Source organism: Streptomyces sp. NBC_01288 (assembly GCF_035982055.1).
Lineage (GTDB): Bacteria > Actinomycetota > Actinomycetes > Streptomycetales > Streptomycetaceae > Streptomyces.
Window position 1 is genome coordinate 10,081,405 of record NZ_CP108427.1, and the last position, 23,549, is coordinate 10,104,953.

The 23,549-nt window shown below is 70.7% G+C and carries 21 protein-coding genes; 5 read left to right on the top strand and 16 right to left on the bottom strand.

The features are described from left to right. Positions 1 to 8 precede the first annotated feature (8 nt). The 11 genes from OG194_RS45405 to OG194_RS45455 form a co-directional block, all read right to left on the bottom strand. On the bottom strand, positions 9 to 1,154 hold the full coding sequence (locus OG194_RS45405; protein ID WP_327406576.1) for a thiolase family protein: 1,146 nt from the start codon (positions 1,152 to 1,154) through the stop codon (positions 9 to 11). Continuing rightward, positions 1,154 to 1,990 (bottom strand): enoyl-CoA hydratase/isomerase family protein, encoded by an 837-nt coding sequence (locus OG194_RS45410; RefSeq protein ID WP_327406577.1) that lies wholly within the window; start codon positions 1,988 to 1,990, stop codon positions 1,154 to 1,156. The genes OG194_RS45405 and OG194_RS45410 overlap by 1 nt, the downstream gene beginning before the upstream one ends. Next, the gene (locus tag OG194_RS45415; protein ID WP_327406578.1) at positions 1,987 to 3,192 is read right to left on the bottom strand and encodes a CaiB/BaiF CoA transferase family protein; all 1,206 of its coding nucleotides are present in this window, start codon (positions 3,190 to 3,192) and stop codon (positions 1,987 to 1,989) included. The genes OG194_RS45410 and OG194_RS45415 overlap by 4 nt, the downstream gene beginning before the upstream one ends. A 1-nt stretch (position 3,193) precedes the next feature. After that, the gene (locus OG194_RS45420; RefSeq protein WP_327406579.1) at positions 3,194 to 4,792 is read right to left on the bottom strand and encodes a FadD3 family acyl-CoA ligase; all 1,599 of its coding nucleotides are present in this window, start codon (positions 4,790 to 4,792) and stop codon (positions 3,194 to 3,196) included. A 15-nt stretch (positions 4,793 to 4,807) separates the two neighbouring features. Beyond that, positions 4,808 to 5,947, bottom strand: coding sequence for an acyl-CoA dehydrogenase family protein (locus OG194_RS45425; protein ID WP_327406580.1), 1,140 nt, complete (start codon positions 5,945 to 5,947; stop codon positions 4,808 to 4,810). Then, entirely contained in the window at positions 5,944 to 6,915 is a 972-nt protein-coding gene (locus tag OG194_RS45430; RefSeq protein WP_327406581.1) for an acyl-CoA dehydrogenase family protein, read from the bottom strand. The genes OG194_RS45425 and OG194_RS45430 overlap by 4 nt, the downstream gene beginning before the upstream one ends. A gap of 2 nt (positions 6,916 to 6,917) precedes the next feature. Continuing rightward, on the bottom strand, positions 6,918 to 7,718 hold the full coding sequence (locus OG194_RS45435) for an enoyl-CoA hydratase/isomerase family protein (protein ID WP_327406582.1): 801 nt from the start codon (positions 7,716 to 7,718) through the stop codon (positions 6,918 to 6,920). 99 nt (positions 7,719 to 7,817) lie between these two features. Further along, positions 7,818 to 8,618, bottom strand: coding sequence for a FadR/GntR family transcriptional regulator (locus tag OG194_RS45440; RefSeq protein WP_327406583.1), 801 nt, complete (start codon positions 8,616 to 8,618; stop codon positions 7,818 to 7,820). A 114-nt stretch (positions 8,619 to 8,732) separates the two neighbouring features. Beyond that, the gene (locus OG194_RS45445; protein ID WP_327406584.1) at positions 8,733 to 9,500 is read right to left on the bottom strand and encodes an SDR family NAD(P)-dependent oxidoreductase; all 768 of its coding nucleotides are present in this window, start codon (positions 9,498 to 9,500) and stop codon (positions 8,733 to 8,735) included. Continuing rightward, entirely contained in the window at positions 9,501 to 10,667 is a 1,167-nt protein-coding gene (locus tag OG194_RS45450; RefSeq protein ID WP_327406585.1) for an acyl-CoA dehydrogenase family protein, read from the bottom strand. Between the two features lie 46 nt (positions 10,668 to 10,713). Further along, complete coding sequence (locus OG194_RS45455) at positions 10,714 to 11,331, bottom strand: HAD family hydrolase (protein WP_327406586.1); 618 nt, start codon at positions 11,329 to 11,331, stop codon at positions 10,714 to 10,716. A 118-nt stretch (positions 11,332 to 11,449) separates the two neighbouring features. On the opposite strand from OG194_RS45455, the gene OG194_RS45460 reads away from it, so the two are divergent. From OG194_RS45460 to OG194_RS45470, 3 genes are all read left to right on the top strand, one after another. After that, the gene (locus OG194_RS45460) at positions 11,450 to 11,830 is read left to right on the top strand and encodes a DoxX family protein (RefSeq protein ID WP_327406587.1); all 381 of its coding nucleotides are present in this window, start codon (positions 11,450 to 11,452) and stop codon (positions 11,828 to 11,830) included. Beyond that, entirely contained in the window at positions 11,827 to 12,294 is a 468-nt protein-coding gene (locus tag OG194_RS45465; protein ID WP_327406588.1) for a peroxiredoxin, read from the top strand. The genes OG194_RS45460 and OG194_RS45465 overlap by 4 nt, the downstream gene beginning before the upstream one ends. 64 nt (positions 12,295 to 12,358) lie before the next feature. After that, the gene (locus tag OG194_RS45470; protein WP_327406589.1) at positions 12,359 to 14,710 is read left to right on the top strand and encodes an ATP-binding SpoIIE family protein phosphatase; all 2,352 of its coding nucleotides are present in this window, start codon (positions 12,359 to 12,361) and stop codon (positions 14,708 to 14,710) included. A gap of 18 nt (positions 14,711 to 14,728) precedes the next feature. Here the strand turns inward: OG194_RS45470 and OG194_RS45475 are convergent, their stop codons facing one another. Together OG194_RS45475 and OG194_RS45480 are read right to left on the bottom strand one after the other, a co-directional pair. Further along, complete coding sequence (locus OG194_RS45475) at positions 14,729 to 15,163, bottom strand: cupin domain-containing protein (RefSeq protein ID WP_327406590.1); 435 nt, start codon at positions 15,161 to 15,163, stop codon at positions 14,729 to 14,731. Positions 15,164 to 15,296: 133 nt separating this feature from the next. Beyond that, positions 15,297 to 16,127 carry an aldo/keto reductase gene (locus tag OG194_RS45480; protein WP_327406591.1) on the bottom strand — a complete coding sequence of 277 codons (831 nt, stop codon included), beginning with the start codon at positions 16,125 to 16,127 and terminating at the stop codon, positions 15,297 to 15,299. 176 nt (positions 16,128 to 16,303) lie between these two features. On the opposite strand from OG194_RS45480, the gene OG194_RS45485 reads away from it, so the two are divergent. Continuing rightward, positions 16,304 to 17,287: a TauD/TfdA dioxygenase family protein gene (locus tag OG194_RS45485; protein WP_327406592.1), complete on the top strand. Its 984-nt coding sequence runs from the start codon at positions 16,304 to 16,306 to the stop codon at positions 17,285 to 17,287. An 8-nt stretch (positions 17,288 to 17,295) separates the two neighbouring features. On the opposite strand, the gene OG194_RS45490 is transcribed toward OG194_RS45485, so the two are convergent. Then, positions 17,296 to 18,351 carry an LLM class flavin-dependent oxidoreductase gene (locus OG194_RS45490; protein WP_327406593.1) on the bottom strand — a complete coding sequence of 352 codons (1,056 nt, stop codon included), beginning with the start codon at positions 18,349 to 18,351 and terminating at the stop codon, positions 17,296 to 17,298. A 72-nt stretch (positions 18,352 to 18,423) separates the two neighbouring features. Continuing rightward, the gene (locus tag OG194_RS45495) at positions 18,424 to 19,929 is read right to left on the bottom strand and encodes a metallophosphoesterase family protein (protein ID WP_327406594.1); all 1,506 of its coding nucleotides are present in this window, start codon (positions 19,927 to 19,929) and stop codon (positions 18,424 to 18,426) included. An 88-nt stretch (positions 19,930 to 20,017) separates the two neighbouring features. Between OG194_RS45495 and OG194_RS45500 the strand changes: the two genes are divergently transcribed. Further along, positions 20,018 to 22,306 (top strand): zinc-dependent metalloprotease, encoded by a 2,289-nt coding sequence (locus OG194_RS45500; RefSeq protein WP_327406595.1) that lies wholly within the window; start codon positions 20,018 to 20,020, stop codon positions 22,304 to 22,306. Positions 22,307 to 22,376: 70 nt separating this feature from the next. Here the strand turns inward: OG194_RS45500 and OG194_RS45505 are convergent, their stop codons facing one another. Next, positions 22,377 to 23,450, bottom strand: coding sequence for an MHYT domain-containing protein (locus tag OG194_RS45505; protein ID WP_327406596.1), 1,074 nt, complete (start codon positions 23,448 to 23,450; stop codon positions 22,377 to 22,379). Positions 23,451 to 23,549 lie beyond the last annotated feature (99 nt).

The following is a 23,549-nucleotide window of genomic DNA, read 5'->3' on the forward strand; positions in this document are numbered from 1 at the left end:
ATCCCCTGTCAGGAAGCGAGTTCGACGACGGTGGCGTTGGCGGTGCCGCCGCCCTCGCACATGGTCTGGAGTCCGTAGCGGATTCCGTGGTCCCGCATGTGGTGGATCATGCGGGTCATCAGGACGGCGCCCGACGCGCCGAGCGGGTGCCCGAGGGCGATGGCGCCGCCGAGCGGGTTGAGCAGCGCCGGGTCCGCGCCGGTCTCGGCCAGCCAGGCGAGCGGGATCGGTGCGAAGGCCTCGTTGACCTCGAAGACGCCCACCTCGGAGAGCCCCACTCCAGCCTTGCGCAGCACCTTCTCGGTCGCCGGGATCGGGCCGGTCAGCATGAGGACGGGATCGGAGCCGGTGACCACGCCGGCGCGGTAGCGGACGATCGGTGTCAGCCCCAACTCGCGTGCTTTTTCAGGGGTGGTGACCAACAGTGCGGCGGCCCCGTCGGAGATCTGGGAGGAGTTGCCGGCATGGATCACCCCGTCCTCCTGGAAGGACGGTTTCAGCCTCGCGAGAGTGTCGACGCCGGTACCGCGCCGTATGCCCTCGTCGGCGGTCACCGTCCTCGCGCCGTCGGCCACCGGCACGATCTGTGCGTCGAACGCCCCGCCGTCCTGCGCGACCGCCGCCCGCTCGTGCGACAGCGCGGCGAACTCGTCGAGGACACCCCGGCCCAGCCCCCACTTCTGCGCGATCTTCTCGGCCGAGACGCCCTGGTTGAAGGAGAACCCCTCGTAACGGGCGAGGACTTGGGGTCCGTACGGCGTTCCGCCGGCCCGCGAGGCGCCGAGCGGTATCCGGCTCATGACCTCGACGCCGCCCGCCACCACGACGTCCTGCTGACCCGACATGACCGCCTGGGCGGCGAAGTCCAGTGCCTGCTGGCTCGATCCACAGGCCCGGTTGACCGTGGTCCCCGGGATGGTCTCGGGCCAGCCCGCGGCCAGCACCGCGTAGCGGCCGATGTTGCTCGACTGGTCGCCCAACTGGCCGACGCAGCCCCAGACCACGTCGTCGACGATCTCGGGGTCTAGACCCGTGCGGTCGACAAGGGCCTGAAGGACGACGGCGGAGAGGTCGGCCGCGTGCACACCTGCGAGCCCGCCGTTCCGCTTGCCGACGGCGGTACGGACGGCCTCCACCACCACTGCCTCGCGCATCACATGTCCTCCGTAGCTGTCGGCACGGCCGTTCCTGGCGCCGCTGTTCCCGGCACCGCCCAGCTCCCCGTGTAGCGAGGCGGGCGCTTCTCCACGAAGGCGGCGTACGCCTCCGGGACGTCTGCCGTGGCGAAGTTCATGGCCTGCGCCCGTGCCTCGCCGGCAAGGGCCTCGCGCAGGGTGCGATCGGCGTTCTCGTTGAGGAGCGCCTTGTTCTGCGCGAGTGCGACCGGCGCTCCGGCCACCAGCCGGGCGGCGAGGTCGTCCACGAAAGCGTCGATCTTGTCGGCGTCCTCGACCCACGTCACCAGGTTCATGGCCCGGGCCTCCTCCGCGTCGATCGTCTCGGCCAGCAGCACGAGCCGCTTCGCCTGCTGCAACCCCACCAGCTTCGGCAGCAGCCACGAGCCGCCGCAGTCCAGGGACAGGGCGCGGCGCGCGAAGATCTGCGAGAACGTGCTGTCCGGAGTCGCCACGACGAAGTCGCAGCCCAGGGCGAGGTTCCAACCCGCCCCGACCGCAGCGCCGTTCACCTTGGCGATGGTGGGGATCGGCAGCTCGTGCAGCAGCAGCGTGACCTCGCTCAGGGTCCGCATCCGGTACAGGGGATGTTCGCTGCTGACGCCGTTGCGGATGTCGGCCCCGGAGCAGAACGCGCCGTCGGCACCGGTCAGGACCAACGCACGCACCGTACGATCGCTGCCGACGGCGGAGAGCGCCGTTCTCAGGGCGTCCCACAGCTCGGCGTCGATCGCGTTCTTGCGGTGAGGGCGGTTCAGGGTGAGTGTGCGCACTCCCTCGGCGTCGCTCGTCAGCAGGACCGGCCACTCACTCATCGCACCGCTCCCTGCGCTCGGAGAACGGTGATCTCCTCTTCCGCCAGCCCGAGTTCGGCCAGTACGGCGTCCGTGTGCTGGCCGAGAGCGGGAATCGCGCCCATCGGCGGGTCGTACCCGGCGATGACCGGAGGCGGCAGCAGCGCCGGGACCGGACCCGACGGGGTGTCGATCTCGCGCCAGCGGTCGCGGGCCTGTAGATGAGGGTGGGCGATGACGTCGCTGGGCGTGTTGTAGCGGGAGTTGCCGATCCCGGCCGCGTCCGCACGCTCCTGCACGTAGGCGAGGTCATGCCGTGCGCACCAGGCGCTGATCTCCGGCTCCAGCTCGGCGCGGTGTTCCACCCGCCCGGCGTTGCTCGCGAAGCGCGGGTCGTCCGCCAGATCCGGCCGGTCGATCAACTCCCGTGCCAGGCGCTGCCATTCACGGTCGTTCGTCGTGCCGAGGACCACGGTGTGGCCGTCGGCCGTGGGGTGGGCGCCGTACGGTGCCACGGCGGGGGAGCTCATGCCGAGCGGCTGTTGCTCGATGCCGGAGTGGCGGGTGTAGGTGAGGGGATAGCCCATCAGCTCCGTCATCGTGTCGAACAGACTCACCGCGACGGACGAGGCCGCGGGCCCCGGCCCCACCCCGCGTTCCCTGCCGCACAGCAGCGCGACGATCGACAGGGCGGCGTAGAGACCACTGCACACGTCGGCCATCGGCGGGCCCGGTTTGGCGGGTGCCCCGGGGTGGCCCGTCACCGCGCAGGCGCCCGACTCGGCCTGTACGAGAAGGTCGTAGGCGCGCTTGTGGGAGAGAGGGCCGCCGGGGCCGTAACCGTCGATCTCGACGGCGATGAGATCGGGGTGACGGGTCTTCAAGTCCTCGGGGGAGACGCCGAGTTTGGCCGTGGTGCCTGGCGTGAGGTTGGAGACGAGGACGTCGGCGCGCTCCAGCAGGCGGTGCAGTACGCCCATGCCGCCGGGTGTCTTCAGGTCCAGGGCCACCGACTCCTTGCCCCGGTTGACCCAGACGAAGTGCGCTCCCAGGCCCTTGACCACATCGTCGTAGTGGCGGGCGAAGTCGCCGCCCTTGGGGTTCTCCACCTTGATCACGCGGGCGCCGAAGTCGCCGAGCGTGCGGGTGCACATGGGGGCCGAGATCGCCTGCTCCAACGCGACCACGGTGATTCCGGCCAGCGGCCCTGTTGTTGTCGTCATCTCAGATCGTCGCGTCTCGGCTCGCGGACGTGAACTGGGCCCGGAGGTCGTCCTTCAGTACCTTCTGGCTCGCGTTGCGCGGGAGTTGGTCGACGAAGCGGACATGCCGGGGGACCTTGAAGTTGGCCATGTGCTCGCGGGCCCAGGCGATGACCTCGGCCTCGGTCGGCGTCCGCCCAGGGGGCGCGACCACGAAGGCGCAGCCGACCTCGCCGAGCCGTTCGTCGGGAACCCCGATCACGGCGACCTGCTGGACGTTCTCGCAGCCGAGAAGCAGCTTCTCTATCTCCGCCGGATAGGCGTTGAAGCCGCCGACGATGTACAGCTCCTTCTTGCGGTCGACGATGGCGAGGTTGCCGTCGTCGTCCAACCGCCCGATGTCCCCGGTGTGCAGCCAGCCCTCGGCGTCGATCGTCGCTGCGGTGGCGTCGGGGTCGTCCCAGTAGCCGCGGGTGACGTTGTAGCCGCGGACGAGGATCTCGCCGTCGAGGCCGATCGGGACGTCGAGACCGTCGGCGGCGACGATGCGGACCTGGACACCGGGAATGGCGCTTCCGGTGGTGCGAGCGACCGTCTCCTCGGAGTCGCCGACGCGGGTCGTGGTCACCAGCGCCGTCGACTCGGTCAGGCCGTAGGCGCTCATCACGATGTCGAACGACAGCTCCGTTTTCACGGCGCGGATCAGTGATTCCGGGATCGTCGTGCCGCCTGTCATGGAGATCCGCAGCGACGACAGGTCGTGCGCGGCACGGTCCGGGTGGTTGACCAGGTCGTGGAAGATCGTCGGCGGTCCGAGGAGGATGCTCACCCCTTCCCTCGCGATGAGGTCCAGCGCCCGACCGGCGTCGAAGACGGGCATCGGGATGACGGTGACCCCGTGCATGAGCGATGCCAGCCAGCCCGCCTTGTAGCCGAAGCAGTGGAAGAACGGCGGGATCACCAGGAAGGTGTCGGACGCCTCGAAGGTGTACTCCTTCGCCATCCACCCGTAGGCGCGCAGGGACTGGCCGTGGGTGAGCATCACGCCCTTCGGGTGGCCGGTCGTGCCGGACGTGAACATCACGTCGGACACGTTGTCCGGCGTCAACCGGTCGATCGACTCATGGGCCGCGGACGCGGAAACGCCCTCTCCCGCGCCGAGAAAGTTGTTCCAGGTCACCTCGGCCGCTCCCTGGGGGCCGAGCACGGACACCGTCTTCTGTAGGGCCGGCAGTCCCGGATCGGCCTTCCGTAGTTCGCCGATGTAGTCGTTGCCGAGGAAGGGCGACGCGAACACGGCCGCCGCCTCCGACTTCCGCAGGATGTACGAGATCTCCTGCGCCTTGAACCGCGTGTTGAGCGGAACGAGGATGGCTCCGGCGCCGTGGATGCCCAGCGCGGCGAAGATCCACTCCGCCGAGTTGGGGGCGCACAGCCCGACCCGGTCGCCCGGCTTGACGCCGAGTGCCATGACGGCGCGGACCGAGTCGACCATCTGCTCCTCCAACTCCAGGAACGTCCACCGGCGGTCACCGTCGATGAGCGCCGTGGCGTCCCCGAAACGCCTGGCCGCCAGCCTGATGACGTTCGGGATGCTCAGGAATTCGTCGTCGTAGCGCATCAGTTGGCTCCAGGGCTAGCCGTTCGAGGGCAGATGCAGGATCCGCTTGGCGATGATGTTCCGCTGGATCTGGGAGGTGCCGCCGTAGACGGAGGCCGCACGGGAGTAGAGGTAGTCGCCGAACAACTCGCCGCCCTCTCCGGACAGTTCGGCCGGGAACACCTCAAGTGCCGTGTCGTAGAGCCGCTGTTCGGTCCTCGTCATCAGGAGTTTGTCCACGGACGACTCCGGGCCGGCGACCTGCCCGGCGAGCCGTTCGGCGGTACGGCGACGGGCGTGCGCCACCAGGACCTCGTAGTCCACGACACACCGGCCGATCCGGGACAACAGCCCGTCGGGCAGGCCGCCTTGGTGCTCGGCGGCATGGCGCCGCAGCCGTTCGACGAGCAGCCCGTACTTCGAGATGTGCCCGGTGTCGAGGGCGTTGCGCTCGTACGACACCGTCGTCATCGCCAGCGCCCAGCCGACGCCCTCGGCGCCGATGCGTTCGGACTCCTCGATGCGGACGTCGTCCAGGAACAGCTCGCAGAACTCGTCGTCGCCGTTGGCCGCGCGCAGCGGTCGTACCGTCACGCCGGGCCGGTCCAGGGGCAGCACGAACGCCGAGATGGACTTGTGCGCCGGTGCCGCGCGGTCGGTGCGGGCCAGCAGCAGGCACAGGCCGGAGTACTGGGCGTAGCTCGTCCACAGCTTCTGCCCGCGCACCGTGTAGTGGTCGTCGTGCCGCTCGGCGAAGGTGCTCATGCCCGCCAGGTCCGAACCGGCACCCGGCTCGCTGAAGCCCTGGCACCACACCTCGTCACCGGCCAACATCCTGGGCAGGAACCGCAGTCGCTGCTCCTCCGACCCGAACTCCAGGAGTGCGTGGGCGAGATAGCCGATCCGGGGGACGCCCGGGGCCCGGCAGGCGCCCAGTTCGTCACTGATCGCCACCTGGTGCAGCGCGGTCAGGCCCCGGCCGCCGTAGCGCTCCGGGACGTCGAGGCCGACCCAGCCGCCCGAGTGCAGCAAACGGTGCCAGCGGCGCAGGAAGACCGGTACCGGTTCGCCCGACTGCCGCTCGGGGAGCGGGTGTTCGGCCAGCCAGGCACGGAACTCCCGCCGCAGCCGGTCCAGATCGGCCGGGTCGCCGAAGTCCAGCGGGGTGTCGGTCATCGCGTCACCTCCGGTACGGCCAGCGCGGCGAGCAACTCGTCCGTCGTGGCCAGCAGCGTCGCGCCAAGGCGCACCTTGCGCAGATACAGGTGCGCGATGTGCTCCCACGTCTGGGCGATACCGCCGAAGACCTGCATCCCCGCGTAAACCGCCTCCAGCGCCGAGGAGTTGACCTCCGCCTTGGCGACACGCGCCGCCGTCAAGGCCCGCTCCGGCGGCTCGTTGTCGAGACACCAGGCCGCGTACCGCGTGACACTGGTGCACGCCTCCACCAGGACGGTCGCGTCCGCGAGGAGGTGCTGCACCGCCTGGAAGGAGCCGATCGCCTGTCCGTACTGGCGTCGGACGCGGGCGTATTCGACCGCCTGCTCCACGAACGAGCCCGCCGCGCCGACCAGTTCGGCCGTCACGACGACAAGTGCGTAAGCCTGCCAACGGAGTAGGTCCGGTGGGTCGAGACGGCCGACGACCTCCACGGGAGCATCCGACGGCACCGCGCGCACCGAGCGCACGAGGTCCGTGCTCGGTGCCGCCGAACCCAACCGGACCCGGGTGACCGCCCCTTCGGCGGTGACGCGGAGCGCGCTGTCGGCTCCCTCGCTGTCCCAGGCGACGAGATCTGGCGGCGTCCGTCCGGGGAAGCGGAGTTCGCGGGTGAGCGCGATGGTGGGGGTCGACCGCGAGGTGTCGTCGCCGAGCAGGCGGAGCAGCTCGGGAGCCAGCAGGACCGTGCCGAGCAGGGACGTCGTGAGCGGGTGGCGGCCGTGTTCCTCCGCGAGCAGCGCGCACTCCTGTGCGGTCGCGGCCGGGGGTGAGGTGCGTCGTAGATCAGCCAAACCCAGTTCGTCCAGGGCCTGTTGGGCTGCCGTCCGGGTCGACGGTTTCACCTCGTCCGCCGATGTCACGCCGAACCGGGTCGCCAGTGAGCGCACCATGTCGCGGACCAGGACGAACTCCTCGCGGTCCACGCTCAGTTCTCCTCGGGGGGGTTGGCGCGCCGTTCGGCGCGGGCCGCGAGTTCGGTGATGATGCGGATGTGGTCCGGGCTGGTCATCGTGGCCCGCTCGGCCATCAGCGCGGCCTCCATGCCGCCGCGCGACACCTGCTCGACGACCGCCGCGAGGGCCAGCTTGGTGGCCCGGAGGGCCTCGGCGGGCTGGGCCGCGAGCCGGTGGGCCAGGGCGAGTGCCTCCCGCATCAGGTCACCGGGCGGGACCGTGCGGTTGGCGAGGCCGAGTTCGACCGCCTTGGGGGCCGGGATGCGGTCCCCGGTGAAGAGGTACTCCTTCACGCGCAGCAGGCTGGTCAGCATCGGCCACAGGGTGACCCCGCCGTCGCCGGCCACCAGGCCCACCGAGATGTGCGGGTCCGCGAAGTAGGCGTCCTCGGAGATCAGCACCAGGTCGCAGGCCAGGGCGAGGCTGCAACCCAGGCCCACCGCTGGGCCGTTGACGGCGGCGATCACCGGCAGCGGGAAGCGGATCATCTCGGTCTGGATGGTGCGGTCGAGGCGGATCGACCGCTCCCGCAGCTCCGGGTCGGTGTGGTGCCGTAGGAGATGGTCGAAGTCGCCGCCGGCGCTGAACGCGCGGCCCGCGCCCGTGAGGACGACGGCCCGGGCCAACGCGTCGTCCGCGAGTTCGCGCCACACCTCCGACAGTCGGCGGTGCAGTTCCTCGGACACGCCGTTCAGCCGGTCGGGGCGGTTCAGGGTGACGATGCGGACGTCTCCGTCGGCGGCCACGGTCAGCACGGGAGTCACCTTGCTCATACCGGGATGGTATTAAAGGTCAGACCGATACTGTCAATGGTGTTGCACGAAGAAGAGAATCACATTCTCGTCTTCGGTTGAGTCAGTTCTCCGGTCGGGTCAGTTCTCCGGATCGACGAGCTCCACGCCGTCCCGGCGGTCCACCTCGGCCGCCGCCCGGGCGAAGCCGCACACATGGCGTGTCATCCGGCGCATCGCCGCCTCGCTGTCACGGTCCCGGATCGCCTCGGTGATCCGGGCGTGCGCACGGGCGGTGAGCTTGCGGATGTCCGCGTCCATGAACTGCTCGATGTTGGTGGCCGCGTGGATCGACTGGGAGAGAGCGCTCATGAACCCGATGAGAAGCTCGTTCTCACCGGCCCTCGCCACGGCGTTGTGCCATTGGATGTTGGCGCGCAGGAAGCGCTGGATGTCCTCGCCCGCCGCCACGAGGTCCGTGTGGGCGTCGTCCAGCTCGGCGAGATCGGCGTCCGTACGGCGCCTGGCCGCCAGCGCCGCGCACGCGGGCTCGATCGCCTCCCGGGTCTCGTGCAGGTCCTCCAGCCGGATCCGCTGCCCCCGGATCACCAACCGCACGGTGTTCGCGAGGGATTCACGCCCCGGCCGGTGCACGAAGGCGCCGCCCCCGCGCCCCGGCCGGATCTCCAGCAGCCGTTCGACCTCCAGGATGCGCAGTGCCTCGCGCACCGTCGCGCGGCTCAGCCCGGTCTGCTCGACCAGTTGCCGTTCCGGCGGCAGCGCCGTGCCCTCCGTGAACTCCCCGGAGAGAATCCGCTCGCGCACCTCCGCCGCCAGCACGTCCGACGCCTTCGGTACGGTGAGCGTGTCGAAGCGCGGCCGGGGCTCGCCGGCCGTGGCGCGCCCCCGAAGGGCGCGGGAAGAGTGCTCGGCGCTCTGCACAGGTTCAGGCCTCTCGTCGGAAGCCGCGCTCTTCGGCCTCTTTGGCTGAACCATTCAACACAGCACGCGCGCCGCCTGTCACATCACCGTGCCGCGCAGCGCGCACGTCGCCCGTCACATGACCATGCCGCCGTCCACCGGCAGGACCTGCCCGGTGATGAAGGAGGCGGCGTCCGAGGCGAGGAACACGAAACTGCCCGCGATCTCCGCCGGCTCGGCCCATCGGCCCAGTGGAATGCGGGCGAGCATCTGGGCCGAGAACTTCTCGTTGGTGCGGATGGTCTCCGTCATGGGCGTGGCGGCCAGCGGCGCAAGGGCGTTGACCAGCACGCGCCGGCGCGCCAGTTCGCGGGCCAGGGACTTCGTCAGCCCGATGATCCCCGCCTTGGCGGCCGAGTAGTTGACCTGCCCGAGCGTGCCGACCAGGCCCGCCGACGAGGTGACGTTGATGATCCGACCCCTGCCGTCCTCCGGCAGGAACGGCAGCGCGGCCTGCGCGCAGTGGAAGGTGCCCATCACATGGATGTCGAGGACGCGCCGGAACGCCTCCTCCTCCAGCTTGTCGAACATGGCCGGCGCGATGACCCCGGCGTTGTTCACGAGGATGTGCAGCGTCCCGTCGGCGAGCGCCGCCGCGCGGGCCACCGCCGCGTCGGCGGCGGACCGGTCCCGTACGTCGAGTACGGCGCTGTCCGCCGTCAGCCCCGCCGCGTTGATCTTCCCCGCGACGGCCGCGGCGGCCGACTCGTCGACGTCGGTCACCAGCACCGCGGCACCGGCGCGCGCCAGCGCCTCGGCGACGGCGGAACCGATGCCGCCCCCGGCTCCGGTGACCAGCGCCGACCGGCCCGTGAGGTCGAACAGCCCTGTGCTGTCGGTCATTCAGTAGCTCCTCGGGAGTCCCAGCGTGTGTGATCCCAGGTAGTTCAGGATCATTTCCTGACTGATCGGTGCGATGCGCATGAGGCGGGCCTCGCGGAAGTAGCGGGCCACGGCGTACTCCTCGGAGTAGCCCATGCCGCCGTGCGTCTGCACGGCCCGGTCGGCGGCCGTGAACCCGGCGTCGGCGCACAGGTACTTGGCGGTGTTCGCCTCCCGCCCGCAGGGCCTCCCGTTGTCGTACAGCCACGTCGCTTTGCGCAGCACGAGTTCCGCCGCGTCGAGGTGCGCCAGGGAGTCCGCGAGGGGGAACTGGATGGCCTGGTTCATGCCGATCGGGCGGCCGAAGACGACGCGGTCCCTGCCGTACTGCACGGCCTTGTCGAGCGAGGCCCGGCCGATGCCGAGGGCCTCTGCGGCGATCAGCATGCGCTCGGGGTTGAGGCCGTCGAGGAGGTAGCGGAAGCCCTGGCCCTCCTCGCCGACGCGGTCCTCGACCGGGATGCGCAGGTCGTCGATGAAGAGTTCGTTCGAGGTGACGGCGTTGCGGCCCATCTTCGGGATGGGGCGGACGTCGATCCGGTCGCGGTCGATGTCCGTCAGGAACAGGGTCATCCCGTCGGTCTTCTTGGCGACCTCGTCGGGCTTGCTGGTTCGGGTCAGCAGCAGGATCTTCTCGGACTCCATGGCCTTGGAGATCCACACCTTGCGGCCGTTGACGACGTAGTGGTCGCCGTCCCGTCGTGCGTACGTCGTGATGCTCGCGGTGTCGAGTCCCGCGCCCGGCTCGGTGACGCCGAAACAGACGTGCAGGTCGCCGTCGGCGATGCGCGGGAGTGTGCGGCGCTTCAACTCCTCGGAGCCGTGCACCACCACCGGATGCATGCCGAAGATGGAGAGATGGATCGCGCTGGCCGCGTTCATCCCGCCGCCCGACCGCGCCACCTCCTCCAGCAGCAGGCTGGCCTCGGTGATGCCGAGGCCGTGGCCGCCGTACGCCTCCGGGATCGTGATCCCGAGCCAGCCGCCGCCCGCGACGGTGTCGTAGAACTCCGTCGGGAACTCGTGCGCCTGGTCCTTCTCCATCCAGTACTGGTCGTCGAAGTCGCGCAGCAGTCCGGCGACGGACTTGCGGATCGTTTCCTGGTCCTCGGTCAGCTCAAAGTCCATGGAATGCGGACCCTTCTCCGGTTCCGGTTCCGAAACATATCAAAGGTCAGACCAAAATTGTAGGGTCCAGATGTGCGGCGATCCGCGCGACCGTGCCGGCGTTGTCCTCGAACAGGTGCGCCCGCATCCCGGCGGCGCGGGCGGCCTCGACGTTGGGGGCGAAGTCGTCGACGAACAGGCAGTCGTCGGGCCGCACTTGGAGCCGGGCGCAGGTGACGGCGAAGGCGCGGGGGTCGGGCTTGCGGACGCCGATCTCGTGCGAGTAGACGATCTCGTCGACCAGCCGGTCGAAGCCGTACGCCGCCGTCTCCAGTTCTCGGGCGCCCACGAAACTGTTGCTGAGGATGCCCAGTCGGCAGTGCGGGCGCAGCCCTGCCACGTAGTCGATGAGTTCGGTGTTCGGGGTGCCCAGGTACTCGTCCCACAGGTCGGCCAGGAAGGACTCGGTGTCCACCGGGTCGAGTCCGAGCCGGGCGGCGACCTGCTCGCGCACCTCGTTCTCGGTGACGGTGCCGATCTCCCCGGCCTCCCAGACGTCGGCGAGGCGTCGGTCCGCCGTGCCCGGCGGGAGGCCGAGGCGCTCGTCCCAGCGGGCGAGCCAGCCGGTCCTGGGCGTGAGCTCCAGGACACCGCCGATGTCGAGGATCAGGCAGCGCGCGTTCATGCGGGTTCCTCTCGTTCGTCTCCGCACGACCGTCGGGCCTCACCTTTGGGCAAGGTCAACCGTCGCCGCCCGTCTACCGTGGAGTAACATCGCGCGGCAGGTCATCAGAGGAGGAACCGTGCCACGGTCCGAACGCTCGTCGCTGCTGCTCGCCGGTCTGTTGGCGACCGCGGGAGTCGCCCATCTCGCCTCGCCGAAACAGTTCGACGCGACGATCCCGCGCGCTCTGCCGGGGTCGCCCCGCACCTGGACGTACGCGAGCGGTGTCGTCGAACTGGCGCTGGCCGCGGGGATCGCGGCGCCGCGTACCCGGCGTATGGCCGCACTGGCCGCGGCGGGGTTCTTCGTCGGCGTGTTCCCCGCCAACGTGAAGATGGCGCTGGACTGGCGGGACCGCCCGACCCCGCAGAAGGCGGCGGCCCTCGGGCGGCTGCCGTTGCAGGTACCCCTCGTACTGTGGGCCCGTAGTGTCGCGAAGAATGGGGAGGGACGGTCATGACGGGACGCCTGAACGTCGGTGACAAGGTCGAGGACTTCACGCTGCCGGACGAGACCGGCGCCGAGCGCAGCCTCACGGAACTGCTCACCGAGGGGCCGGTGGTGCTGTTCTTCTATCCGGCCGCCCTGTCCGCCGGGTGCACCGCCGAGGCCTGCCACTTCCGGGATCTGGCCGCCGAGTTCGCGGCCGTCGGCGCGCGGCCCGTGGGCATCAGCGGCGACTCCGTCGACAAGCAGCAGGAGTTCGCCGGGAAGCACACCCTCGGCATGCCGCTCCTCTCGGACACCGACGGGACGATCCGGGAGCGGTTCGGGGTGAAGCGCGGGTTCTCGCTCGCGCCGACCAAGCGGGCCACGTTCGTCATCGGCGAGGACCGCACGATCCTGGAGGTCGTCTCCAGCGAACTGCGGATGAACACCCACGCCGACCGCGCCCTCGCCGCCCTCCGCGCCCATCGGAAGTGACACAGGGGCCACAAATGCCGTATCGCGGTTGTTGCGGCGCGGTATAGGGACCATCCTGGACGATATGGAGCAGGCCTCCGCCGCGGCGGTCATCAGTGCCCGAGGCATCGTGACGGGGTGGAGCGACGGTGCCCGGTCACTGACGGGATACCCGGCCGAGGAGGCCGTGGGCCGGTCGGTGGCGGCACTGCTCGCCGAACCTCCCTCCACCACGGCCCTGGCCGCGCTGACGGGAACCCTGGTCCTACGACACCGGGACGGAACCCCGCTCCCGCTCACCGTGCGGGCGTGCCCGGTGCTCGGAGCGGACGGCGCACCGGACGGATACGTCCTCACCGCCGAACCCCCCGCCGAACCGGCGCCCGCACCCGAGCCCACCTTGGCGGAGCAGGCTTTCCAGCAGGCGTCGATGTCGCTCTCCGTCTTCGACACCGAGCAGCGCTACCTCCGCCTCAACGACGTCGCCTGCCGGGTGATGGGAGTGCCCGAGGACGTCCTGATCGGCCGGTTCTTCCCGGAGAGCGTCGAGGACGCCGAGCACAGCCACAGCTTCCTGAGCAACCTGCGCCTGGTCGCCGAGACGGGCAGGCCGGTCCGCTACAACAGCTGGGCGGGCGCTCCCGCCCTGAACCGGGAGCACGCCTGGAGCATCGAGATGTGGCCCCTCAAGGACGACTCCGGCGACGTGACCGGGGTCGCCCTCGCCGCGTTCGACAGCACCGAGCAGTATCTCGCCCAGCAGCGGCTGGCCCTGCTGAACGAGGCGGCGGCCGGCATCGGCACCACCCTCGACGTGGTCCGCACCGCCGAGGAACTGGTGGAGATCCTCGTACCGCGCTACGCCGACTTCGCGAGCGTGGACCTGCTCCCGTGGGTGCTCGGCGCGGACGAACAACCACCGGCCCCGGACGGCGAGATCGTGCTGCGGCGCGTCGCCCACGGCTCCGTCACCGAGGGGGCGCCGGACGCCGCCGTACCCCTGGGGCAGACGGACGTCTACCCGCCGTTCTCGCCACCCGTGCGGGCCCTGCGCGAGGGCCGGGCGGTGCGCAGTCAGGCCGGTGAACCCGACTTCGTCCGCTGGGTCGACGACCGCAACGCCCGTTCCCCCGAGGGGATTTCGCACCGCAAGGGAGTCCACTCGATGATCGCGGTGCCGCTGCGGGCCCGGGGCACCACGCTCGGCGTCGCGGTGGGCGTCCGCATGGCCCACCCGGACGACTACGCCGCCGACGACGCCGTACTCGCCGAGGAGTTGGCCAGCCGGGCCGCCGTCTGCATCGACAACGCGCGCCGCTTCGCCCGCGAGCGCTCCACCGCGCTCGCCCTCCAACACAGCCTGCTGCCCAGGGACTTGCCCGGGCAGGCGGCGGTCGAGGTGGCCCACCGCTATCTGCCCTCCGGGTCGCTCGCGGGCATCGGCGGCGACTGGTTCGACGTGATCCCGCTGTCCGGCAGCCGCGTCGCGCTGGTCGTCGGCGACGTCGTCGGACACGGCATCGCGTCCTCGGCGACCATGGGCCGCCTCTGCACGGCCGTCCGCACCCTCGCCGACGTGGACCTGCCACCCGATGAACTCCTCACCCACCTCGACGACCTGGTCACCCACCTCGCGACGGACGACACCGGCGACGAGGTCGCGGAACTCGGCGCCACCTGCCTCTACGCCGTCTACGACCCGGTCTCGCGCCGCCTCACGACGGCCGCGGCCGGGCATCCGCCGCCGGCCGTCGTCCTGCCCGACGGGACCGCGAGCCTCGTCCCCATGACCGCGGGACCACCGCTCGGCGTCGGCGGACTCCCTTTCGAGGCGGTGGAGTTGGAGCTTCCCGAGGGAGCCACCGTCGCCCTCTACACGGACGGCCTGATCGAGGACCGCGACCGCGACGTCGACCACGCCACCGCGGAACTGTGCCGCGCGCTCACCACGTCCGCCGAGTCGCTGGACGCGCTGTGCGACGTGGTGCTGAAGGCCGTGATGCCGGAGGAACCCAGCGACGACGTGGCCCTGTTGCTGGTGCGCACCCGGGCACTGGGCGCCGACCGGGTCGCCACCTGGGACATCGAACCAGACCCCGCGCGCGTGGCCGGGGCCCGGCAGGCCGCCACCGAGCAACTCGCCGCCTGGGGACTGGACGAGGAGTCCTTCGTCACCGAGCTCGTCGTCAGCGAACTCGTCACCAACGCGATCCGGTACGGCGAACCGCCCATCCAGCTCCGCCTGATCCGGGACCGCGCCCTCATCTGCGAGGTCTCCGACGGCAGTTCGACCTCACCGCATCTGCGCCGCGCCCACGCCAACGACGAGGGCGGACGCGGACTCCTCCTCGTCGCCCAGCTCACCCAGCGCTGGGGAAGCCGGCAGACCGGCAGCGGCAAGACGATCTGGGCGGAACAGCCGCTGCCGACCGATTGACTGACGGCTCGGCTCGGCTCACTCGAAGGGGCAACCCGGGTTCGGCGCGTCCTCCGAGAACGGCGATCCGTGCGGCAGGACGTACAGCACGTCGAGGACGAGAGGGACGTTCCCCAGATTGCGGCCGATGTGCACGTTGCCCGAACCGGCCGGTTCCTGGATGGGGCTGCCCGCCCGGTACACGCCGTCGGAGGCGCAGCTGGAGTCGAAGTGGCTGAGCGTGCCCTGCTTGACGATGCCGTAGAGGGGACCGTCGTGGTAGTGCCAGCCGGTGGCCTGGCCGGGCGGAATGGTGATCTCGCGCAGGGTGTAGTCGGTGTCGCCGATCGTGGTCTGGCTGATCAGCTTGGCGGTGACTCCGGGGCCTGCCGGGGTCGCCTGGGCGGTGCCGCCGACGAGCAGAGCGGCGGCGGCCACCGACCCGGTCACGGCCGTACGGAACGCGGTGCGCATACGAGAACCTTCCGATGAGATCCTGAGCATCCGCCGTGAACATAGAGGCAGGGAAGGCGAGTTGGGGGCAGAAACGCCGACTTCCATCCCGGGAACTCTCAGACTTCCGGAAGTCCCGGAACTCCCGGGCTTCTCAGAACTCCTCGTGCGTCTCCGGGTCCCCGCCCAGCCGCTGCGGCGTGTGGTCGGCGATGGCGGCCAGTTGGGCCGGGCCGAGTTCGAAGCCGAAGATGTCGAGGTTCGCGCGCTGCCGGTCGGGGTCCGCCGACTTGGGGATCGGGATGGCCCCGAGCTGGGTGTGCCAGCGCAGCACCACCTGGGCCGGGGTCACGCCGAAGGCCTCGGCGACCGTCACCACAGCCGGGTCGTTCAACAGCTCGGAACCGCGTCCGAGAGGACTCCAGCTCTCCGTGAGAACACCCTTCTCGGCATCGAAAGCGCGCAGTTCGTCCTGCGGGAACAGCGGGTGCAGCTCGATCTGGTTGACGGAGGGCAGGACGCCGGTCTCCTTCTCCAACTGCTCGATGTGCCCGGGGGTGAAGTTCGAGACGCCGATCGACCGGACGAGACCCTCCTCGCGGAGCTTGATCATCGCCTTCCAGGAATCGACGAACTTGCCGACGCGCGGCAGCGGCCAGTGGATCAGATACAGGTCCACGTACTCCACGCCGAGCCGCGCCCGGGACTCCTCGAAGGAGGCGAGGGTCTCCTCGTAACCGTGGTGGCGACCCGGCAGCTTCGTCGTCACGAGGATCTCCTCGCGCGGTACGCCACTGCGGGCGATGCCACGGCCGACGCCGGTCTCGTTGCGGTAGTTCGTCGCCGTGTCCACCAGGCGATAGCCCATGCGCAACGCACCGGCGACCGCCTCCTCGGCCGTCGCGTCGTCCATCGGCCAGGTGCCCAGGCCGATGGCGGGGATCTTCGTGCCGTCGTTGAGCGTATGCGTCGGGATGCTGATCACGGTCGGACCTTCCCTTGACTGTGCGGCCCACCCAGTATGGGCGACCTGAACCCCGGTCGCCCTGTGCGGGGATCGCTGACACGATCTTCCTTGGAACCCGTACGACCTGGGTACGACCCCGGTAGGGAGGACCTGGTACGGACGACCGGCCGGGCACGTACGACGACGGAGCGGGCATGACCACGGACAGCAGCAGCGGTACGACTACGGACGAGACGGTGCGCGTGGACGGCATGGAGGTGCGGCCGGCCTCCGGGCACATCGGGGCCGAGATCACCGGTGTCGACCTGGCCGGTGAACTCGACGACGCCGTGGTCGCCGCGATCCGGGCGGCGGTGCTGCGCTGGAAGGTCGTGTTCTTCCGGGAGCAACGGCTCGACCACACCGGGCATGTGGCGTTCGCGCGCCGCTTCGGGGAACCGGTGGTGCTCGGGCGGCGCGGCAGCGCGTCACCGGCAGGCTTCCCCGAGGTCGAAACGACCGCCGACCGGCTGGAGTTGGGCGGCCGGTTCGGCATGGAGCACGAGGAGTGGCTGGAGCGACGCAGGCACACCCTTCTGCGCGGCTGGCACTGCGACCACGGCGCCCGCGTCGACCCGCCCGCCGCGACGATCCTGCGCGCGGAGACCGTCCCGCCGTACGGCGGCGACACCACCTGGTCGAATCTGGCGGCCGCGTACGCCGGACTGTCGCAGCCGGTAAGGGAGTTCGTGGACGGACTGCGGGCCGAGCACCGGCTCGGCGTCGGCTACCAGCCGCGGCCCGGCGACGACGCGTACGTACGCCACCTCCTGGACCACCAGATCGCCTCCGTGCACCCGCTGGTACGGGTGCACCCCGAGACGGGGGAGCGGGTGCTGTTCGTCAACGGCTACTACCTGGAGCGGATCACCGACATCTCCCGTGCGGAGAGCGCCGCGATCCTGGAGATGCTGCTCGCGCAGGCGACCCGGCCCGAGTACACGGTCCGGTTCCGCTGGGAGCCGGGCAGCGTGGCCTTCTGGGACAACCGGGCCACCATCCACCTCGCCCCCAGCGACAACGCCCACCTCGGCTTCCCGCGCACCATGCACCGGGTGATGCTCACCGGCGACATACCGGTCGGCGTGGACGGCAAGCCGTCGGACCCGATCGTCGGCACCGAGCCGGGCCGCTGGTGACACCGAGGTCAGACGGTGGGCTTCCACCCGAGTGCCGGCCCCAGCTTCGTCGCCATGTCCGTGAGGATCTGCACGTAGTCCTCGTGCTCGAACGTGAACGGCAGCGCGAACGCCACCTCGTCGATCTCCCTGAACGCGGCGTGCGCGTGCAGGAGTTCGGCGATCTCGTCGGAGGTGCCGACGATGTCCGGCGCGAACATCAACCGGGCCGGCCCCTGCGGTGACGTCGTACGGGGAGTGCGCTTGCGGGCGAACTCCTCGTACTTCGCGCGCTGTTCGGGCGACGCGGAGTCGGTCGGGATGACCACCAGGCCCTGGGAGACGCGGGCCGCGTCTCCGTCGGGGTGGTGGGCGCGGAACGTGCGGACGTGGGAGAGCTGGATCTCAGCGAAGTCCCTTGACTCGTCCGGCCCTTCGGCCTTGACGACACTGCTCGTGAGGAAGTTCATGCCGTGCTCGCCCGCCCACTTCGCCGAGCTTGCGCTGCCGCCGCCGTACCAGAGGCGACGGCCCAGACCGGGGGAGTGCGGCTGGACCCGGTCGGAGCTGTATTCGATTTGCGGCTGCCGCCGCGTGGCCTCGAACCCCTCGACCCCGCTGAAGTCGGTGGCCGATTTGCCCCGCACGAAGTCCAGCAGCCGGCGCACCCGCTCGTAGCCGAAGTCCTCGACGTCGGCCGTGTCGGGGTACAGCGCCTCCTTGAGCTGCTCGAAATGCATCGGCGGGCCGACGCTCACGCCCGGGTTGATACGGCCCCCGGACAGGATGTCGACGGTCGCCAGGTCCTCCGCCAGCCGCAGCGGGTTCTCCCAGCCGAGCGGGATCACCGCCGTGCCGAGTTCGATACGGCTGGTGCGCTGCGAGGCCGCCGCCATCACGGCGACGGGGGAGGAGATGCCGTACTGGAGGTGGCGGTGGCGCAGCCACGCACTGTCGAAGCCGAGGCGCTCGCCCAGTTCGATGATCTCCAGCGTCGACTCGTGGCCCCGGCGTGGATCGGCCTCGTCGAAGAGGCCGATCGTGAGGAAGCCCAGCTTGCGCAGCGGGCGTGAGGTGGGCGGCACGGGCTCCTCCGGCGGTCGTACGTCGGTTCTGTTCTGTCCTGATGGTGACAGGCGAACGTTGCGGGCGTGTGATCAGTGCAGCGGGATGGTGATCTCGTCCTCGACCGGCGGGTCGATCTCCTGTGCGTGGTTGCCGGTGGCCGCGAAGCAGCGCAGGCGGATCGCGTCCGGGGTGACGTCCAGCCGCAGGAAGCACTTGAAGAACGGTGGGCTGTACGTCACCGAGCTGGGCGAGAAGAGCTGCGTGTAGATCTTGCGCACCGGAAGGCGGAAGCGCGAGCGGCGGTCGGGACGGCTCCCGGCGCCCAGCAGACTCGCGACCAGGCGGATGCGGCGGGTGATCCGGACGGGCGGGCCCGGGGTACGGGTCGGTGGGATGCCGAGCCGCTTGCAGATCACGGCCGACGCCTCGGCCTCGGTCAGGGTGAAGAAGCGGCGCAGATGCAGGCGGCGCCCGTACAGCCTGCTGTAGAAGGCCAGGGAGTCGCCGCGCAGCGGGTAGCAGCGGAAATTCTGCTCGGTCACGTCCGCGATGTCGACGCGCGGCACGGTGTGCGTCGCGTGCATGAACGCGCCGCCGCCGCCCGAGACCACGTACTGGAGCGTGCGGCCGTCCGCCAACTGCACCGGATACCGCTGGTAGTTGTGGATGTCGCCGCCGATCGCCGCGACGAAGTGGTGGGCCGGATCGCTGACGATGTCGTCGACCGTGCCGCCGCCCTCGATGGCGCACGGGTGGTGCTCGCCGTCCACGTACAGGGGCGAACCGGTGATGAGGATCTTCGGCGTGGTTCCCTTCGCCACCTCGCGCAGCCAGGCGCCCTGTTCGGCGTCGATCGTGCCCAACAGGCCCGTGTCGATACCGATGATGCGCACCGGACCCGCGTCGATCGCCCAGTACGGGCCCGGCTGCACGGCCTGTTGGACCGGCGAGGAACGCAACTCCCTTGCCTTGTCCAGGCGTTCGCCGTCGGAGGGGCTGGGCCGGTGCCACAGCAGCGAGCGCAACCAGGCGCGCGTCAGCGGGCGCGGCGCCTTCGGTGCGGGCAGCGCGGGCGCGTCGTCGCAGAAGACGCGCATGAAACCGCCGAGGCCCTCGTACCAGTCGTGGTTGCCGGGTATCGCGTAGATGGGCGCCGGATAGCCCTGGTACGGGCGGAAGAACTTCGTCTCGTAGTCGTCCGCGGTGCCGACGGGATAGATGACGTCACTGGCGACGACCGCGAACGCCGTGTCCTGACCGGCCTTCAGAAAGCCCGGCACGACGGCGTATTGGGGATCGTCGCCCTCGCCCGTGTCACCGATGACCATGAAGGAGAAGGTGTCCGGATCGTCGCGCCGGATCACCTTGTCGGCGGCAGCGCCGGCCTCCGCGCGCTGCGCCACCCAACGGCCGCGGGTGGAGCCGGTCGGGTCCCCGAACCAGGAGGCCAACACGCCGTTGCGCGCGGCCCAGAGAGTCTTCGGGCTGAGCCACGAGACCTTCTCGACATGGGACGGCATGAGCTGCTGATACGCGCCGCGCTCCGCGGTGCCCCAACCGGCGCCCTCGGGAGTATCGCGTGAAGATTCAGACACCGGTGAACCGTAACAACGAGCCAACGCGGTACGAGAGGCAGGGGCCTGGCAACATCAACTCGACGTTGCTCAACCGAAAGGCCCCCGTATGCCCGGCGAAGCCGACTTCATCGACCTCATCCCCGACCCCGAACTCCGTTCGGACAGGCTGCTGTTGGGCATCCGCCGCTTCGACGAACCCTTCCTCCTCACCGTCTCGCTCTCCCAGGGGCTGGGCTCCAGCGACCTGTGGCTGGACCGGGGGAAGGCGGGCCGGACCTGGCTCGCGGAGTTCCGCCGGGTCGGCGACCGGGTCCTGTTCGCCGTCCGCAACAAGCACTTCCTGACCTCCGGCGACGCGGCCGCCGTACGGGCCGGGGACGAGTCGTTCGCACTGTCCGTGCTGTGGAGCGGGCCCGTGCTGCGCGAGGAGAACGGCGCGGCGGTCGTCGACGCCACCGGGCTCGTCCTCGCCGACCACGACGGAATCGCCGAGCACCTGTACGCACGCGAGCAGGGCGACTACGCGATCGACACGTCCACGAGCCTCCCGCTGGTCGCCGACAGCCGCACCGGACCCACCGCCGTCCGGCTGCCCGCGCTGCTCACCTTCCGGGGCCCCGGCCGCGGTTCGGCGGTCCGTGCCGTCGCCGCCGACCCGCGCGCCCTCACCGTCGTGCAGCAGCTGAACCTGCTGCGACTGCCCGCCTCCCCGCTGCCCGTCCGGCGCTACCACCCCGCCTCGGGCGGCTACGGCATCGGCCACGCCGACCACGGCCGCGTCGGCCGGGCGAGCACCCAGGTCAAGCTCCAGCCCCGCTTCCGCGCGGAACCCGGCGGCGCCCCGATCGTCTTCCAGATCGACCCGGCCGTCCCCGAACCCTTCCGCTCGGCGGTCGTCGAGGGCGGCAACTGGTGGCGGCAGGCCTTCGCCCGGATCGGACTCCCCGACGCCTACCGGGTCGAGCCCGGCGGTGACGGCTTCGACCCGTACGACGTTGACGTCAACGGGGTGGTCTGGGTGCACCGGGCGGGCCGCGGCTGGTCCCTCGGCCAGGGCCTGACCGACCCGCGCACCGGCGAGATCCTGCACGCCCGGGTCCGCCTCGGCTCCCAGCGCGTCGAACAGGTCCGCGCGCTCGGTGAGTCCCTCCTCGCCCCCTACGGCCGCCCGGACGAGGCCGAACGGCTCGCCGCCGTCGAGGAGTTGGTGCTCGCCCGGCTGCGTCAGCTCGCCGCGCACGAGATCGGCCACGCGCTCGGCTTCATGCACAACTTCGCCAGTACGGGACACCCCGAGCCGTCCGTCATGGACTACCCGCACGCCCGCGTCCAGGTCACGGAGGAGGGTGATCTCGACCTGTCCGCCGCGTACGGCACGGGACTCGGGCCGTGGGACCATTTCCTGGTCGCGCACGGCTACGGCCGGTTCGACGACGGCGCGGAGGAGACCGCGCTCGCCCAACTGCGCCGCGAGGCGGCCGAGTCGGGCCTGATCTACCTCTCCGACGAGGACGCCCAGGGCCCGAACGCCGCCCACGCCGACGCCGTGACCTGGGTGACCGGGCCGGACGCCGTCGAGGCGCTGGAGGCGATGCTGCGGGTCCGCCGTATCGCCCTGGACGGGTTCTCCCTCGGGGTGCTGCCGCCCGACCGGCAGACCGGTGAACTGGAGGAACGGGCCGTCCTGTTGCACCTCCTGCACCGGCACGAGGTGGCAGCCGTGGCCCGGCTGGTGGGCGGGGTGCGCTACGCGTACGGTCTCGCGGGCGAGGACGGCCGAGGTGTGCGGGCCGTCGACGCGGCCACCCAGCACACGGCACTGACCCGGCTCGCCGAACTGTTGCGCGCCGAGCAACTGGCCCTTCCCCGCGCGGTGTTGGACACGCTCACCCCGCCCGCGATCCGCTACGACCGGACGGAGCAGTACCTCGACACGGGTGCCGGGCGGATCTTCGACCCCTTCGAGGCCGTACGGGTCGCGACCGCACTGGTCACGGAGCAGCTGCTGGACCCGGCCCGGCTCAACCGGGCGGCCTGGCAGCATGCCGCCGACCCCGCGGCGCCCGGTGTCACCGACATCGTCGACGCGCTCCTCGCCACCACCTGGCGCCGTACCGACCCGGTACCCGGCGAACTGCCCGGCGGGGCCGCCGTGCAGCACGCGGCGGACTGGACCCTCCTGAACCACCTGCTGACCCTGCTCGACGACACGGCTCTCCACGCGCCGGTACGCATGGCACTGCGCGGCGCCGTGCGACGGTTCGGCACGGAGCTGCGGTGCCAGGGCGACGAACAGGCGGGTGAGGCGGGTGAGTTGATCCGGGCGTTCCTCGCCGACGCCGGATCGGTGCGGGTCGACCCGCTGCCCCGGGTGCCGCCGGGCGCGCCCAACTGAGCCTGCCGTAGGGCCACGTGACGGCTACGGCGATGGGCCGCTCAAGTCGGGCTGTGGCGCGCGGTGTTGGTCACCACTCCCCGGGGCGTGGCGGGGTGCCGTACGGATCGGGGCGCCCGCGTCGGGGAGCGGCAGGGGTGTTGTGGGCGCCGCGGGGATTGGGCGGCGACGGGATGGCGGGGCCGCCGTACGGGGCCGGTCGGCCCGGTGCCGGGGCGGCGGGGTTTCTGCGGGTGGTCCGGCTTCGGCTCCGGCGGCTGCCCGGTGGGGCGGGCGGGCTCTCGTACCCGCCTGGTCGGCCGGCCGCCGGGCGGTCCTGCGTGTCGAAAAGGGAGTCGGGGCGCTGGGCGGGCCGCTTGCCGCCGGTGTCCGGGCCGACCGGGTGGCGGGCGAAGGAGCGGTCCCAGTCGCCCTCGCCCATCACCAGCAGCGGATCGAACATCACGACGACCCCGGCCAGCAGCAGGAAGATCGCCGGTCCCAACAGCATGGGCAGCAGAATGGAGTTGGCGGAGTCGCCCGTCCACGCCCCGCCGGTGCCGTGCAGATGGACGCTCACGGCGGCCATGCCCGTGTAGTGCATCCCGGACACGGCCACGCCCATCACCAGGCTGGCGCCCAGGCTCGCCAGGAAGCCCCGGATGGAGACGGCCGCCCACAGGGCCGCCGTGGCGGCGACGATCGCGATCACCACGGAGAGCGCGACCGTGCTGGTCCGGTACTCGATGTCGCCGTTCAACTTCAGGGCCGCCATGCCCAGATAGTGCATGGCGGCGACTCCTAATCCGGTGATGACGCCGGCCGCGGAGAGCGTCCCAGCGGTCGCGCCGCGGTAGCCCACGGCGAACACGCCGATGCCGACCACGACGATCGCCACGGCCAGACTCAGCACCGTGAGGCCGACGTCGTAGCCGATCCGGGTCTCCTCGACCTGGAAGCCGATCATCGCGATGAAGTGCATCGTCCAGATGCCGCTGCCGATCGACGTCGCGCCGAGCGCGAGCCAACCCGCCTTCCATGACTGTCTGTTGTGCAGGGACCGCACCACACAGCGCAGCCCCAGAGCCCCTCCCAGGCAGGCCATCAGATAGGCCGCCACCGGGGTCACCGCACCGTAGCGGAACCCGTCGATCGTGCCTTGCATGAGCCAACTCCCCCCAGAGTTGTGGCTTCTTGTGGGGGGAGTATGTACGGATCGGGCCCGGGGCGCGCAAGGCTTTCACATCAGCAGTCGATTAACTCT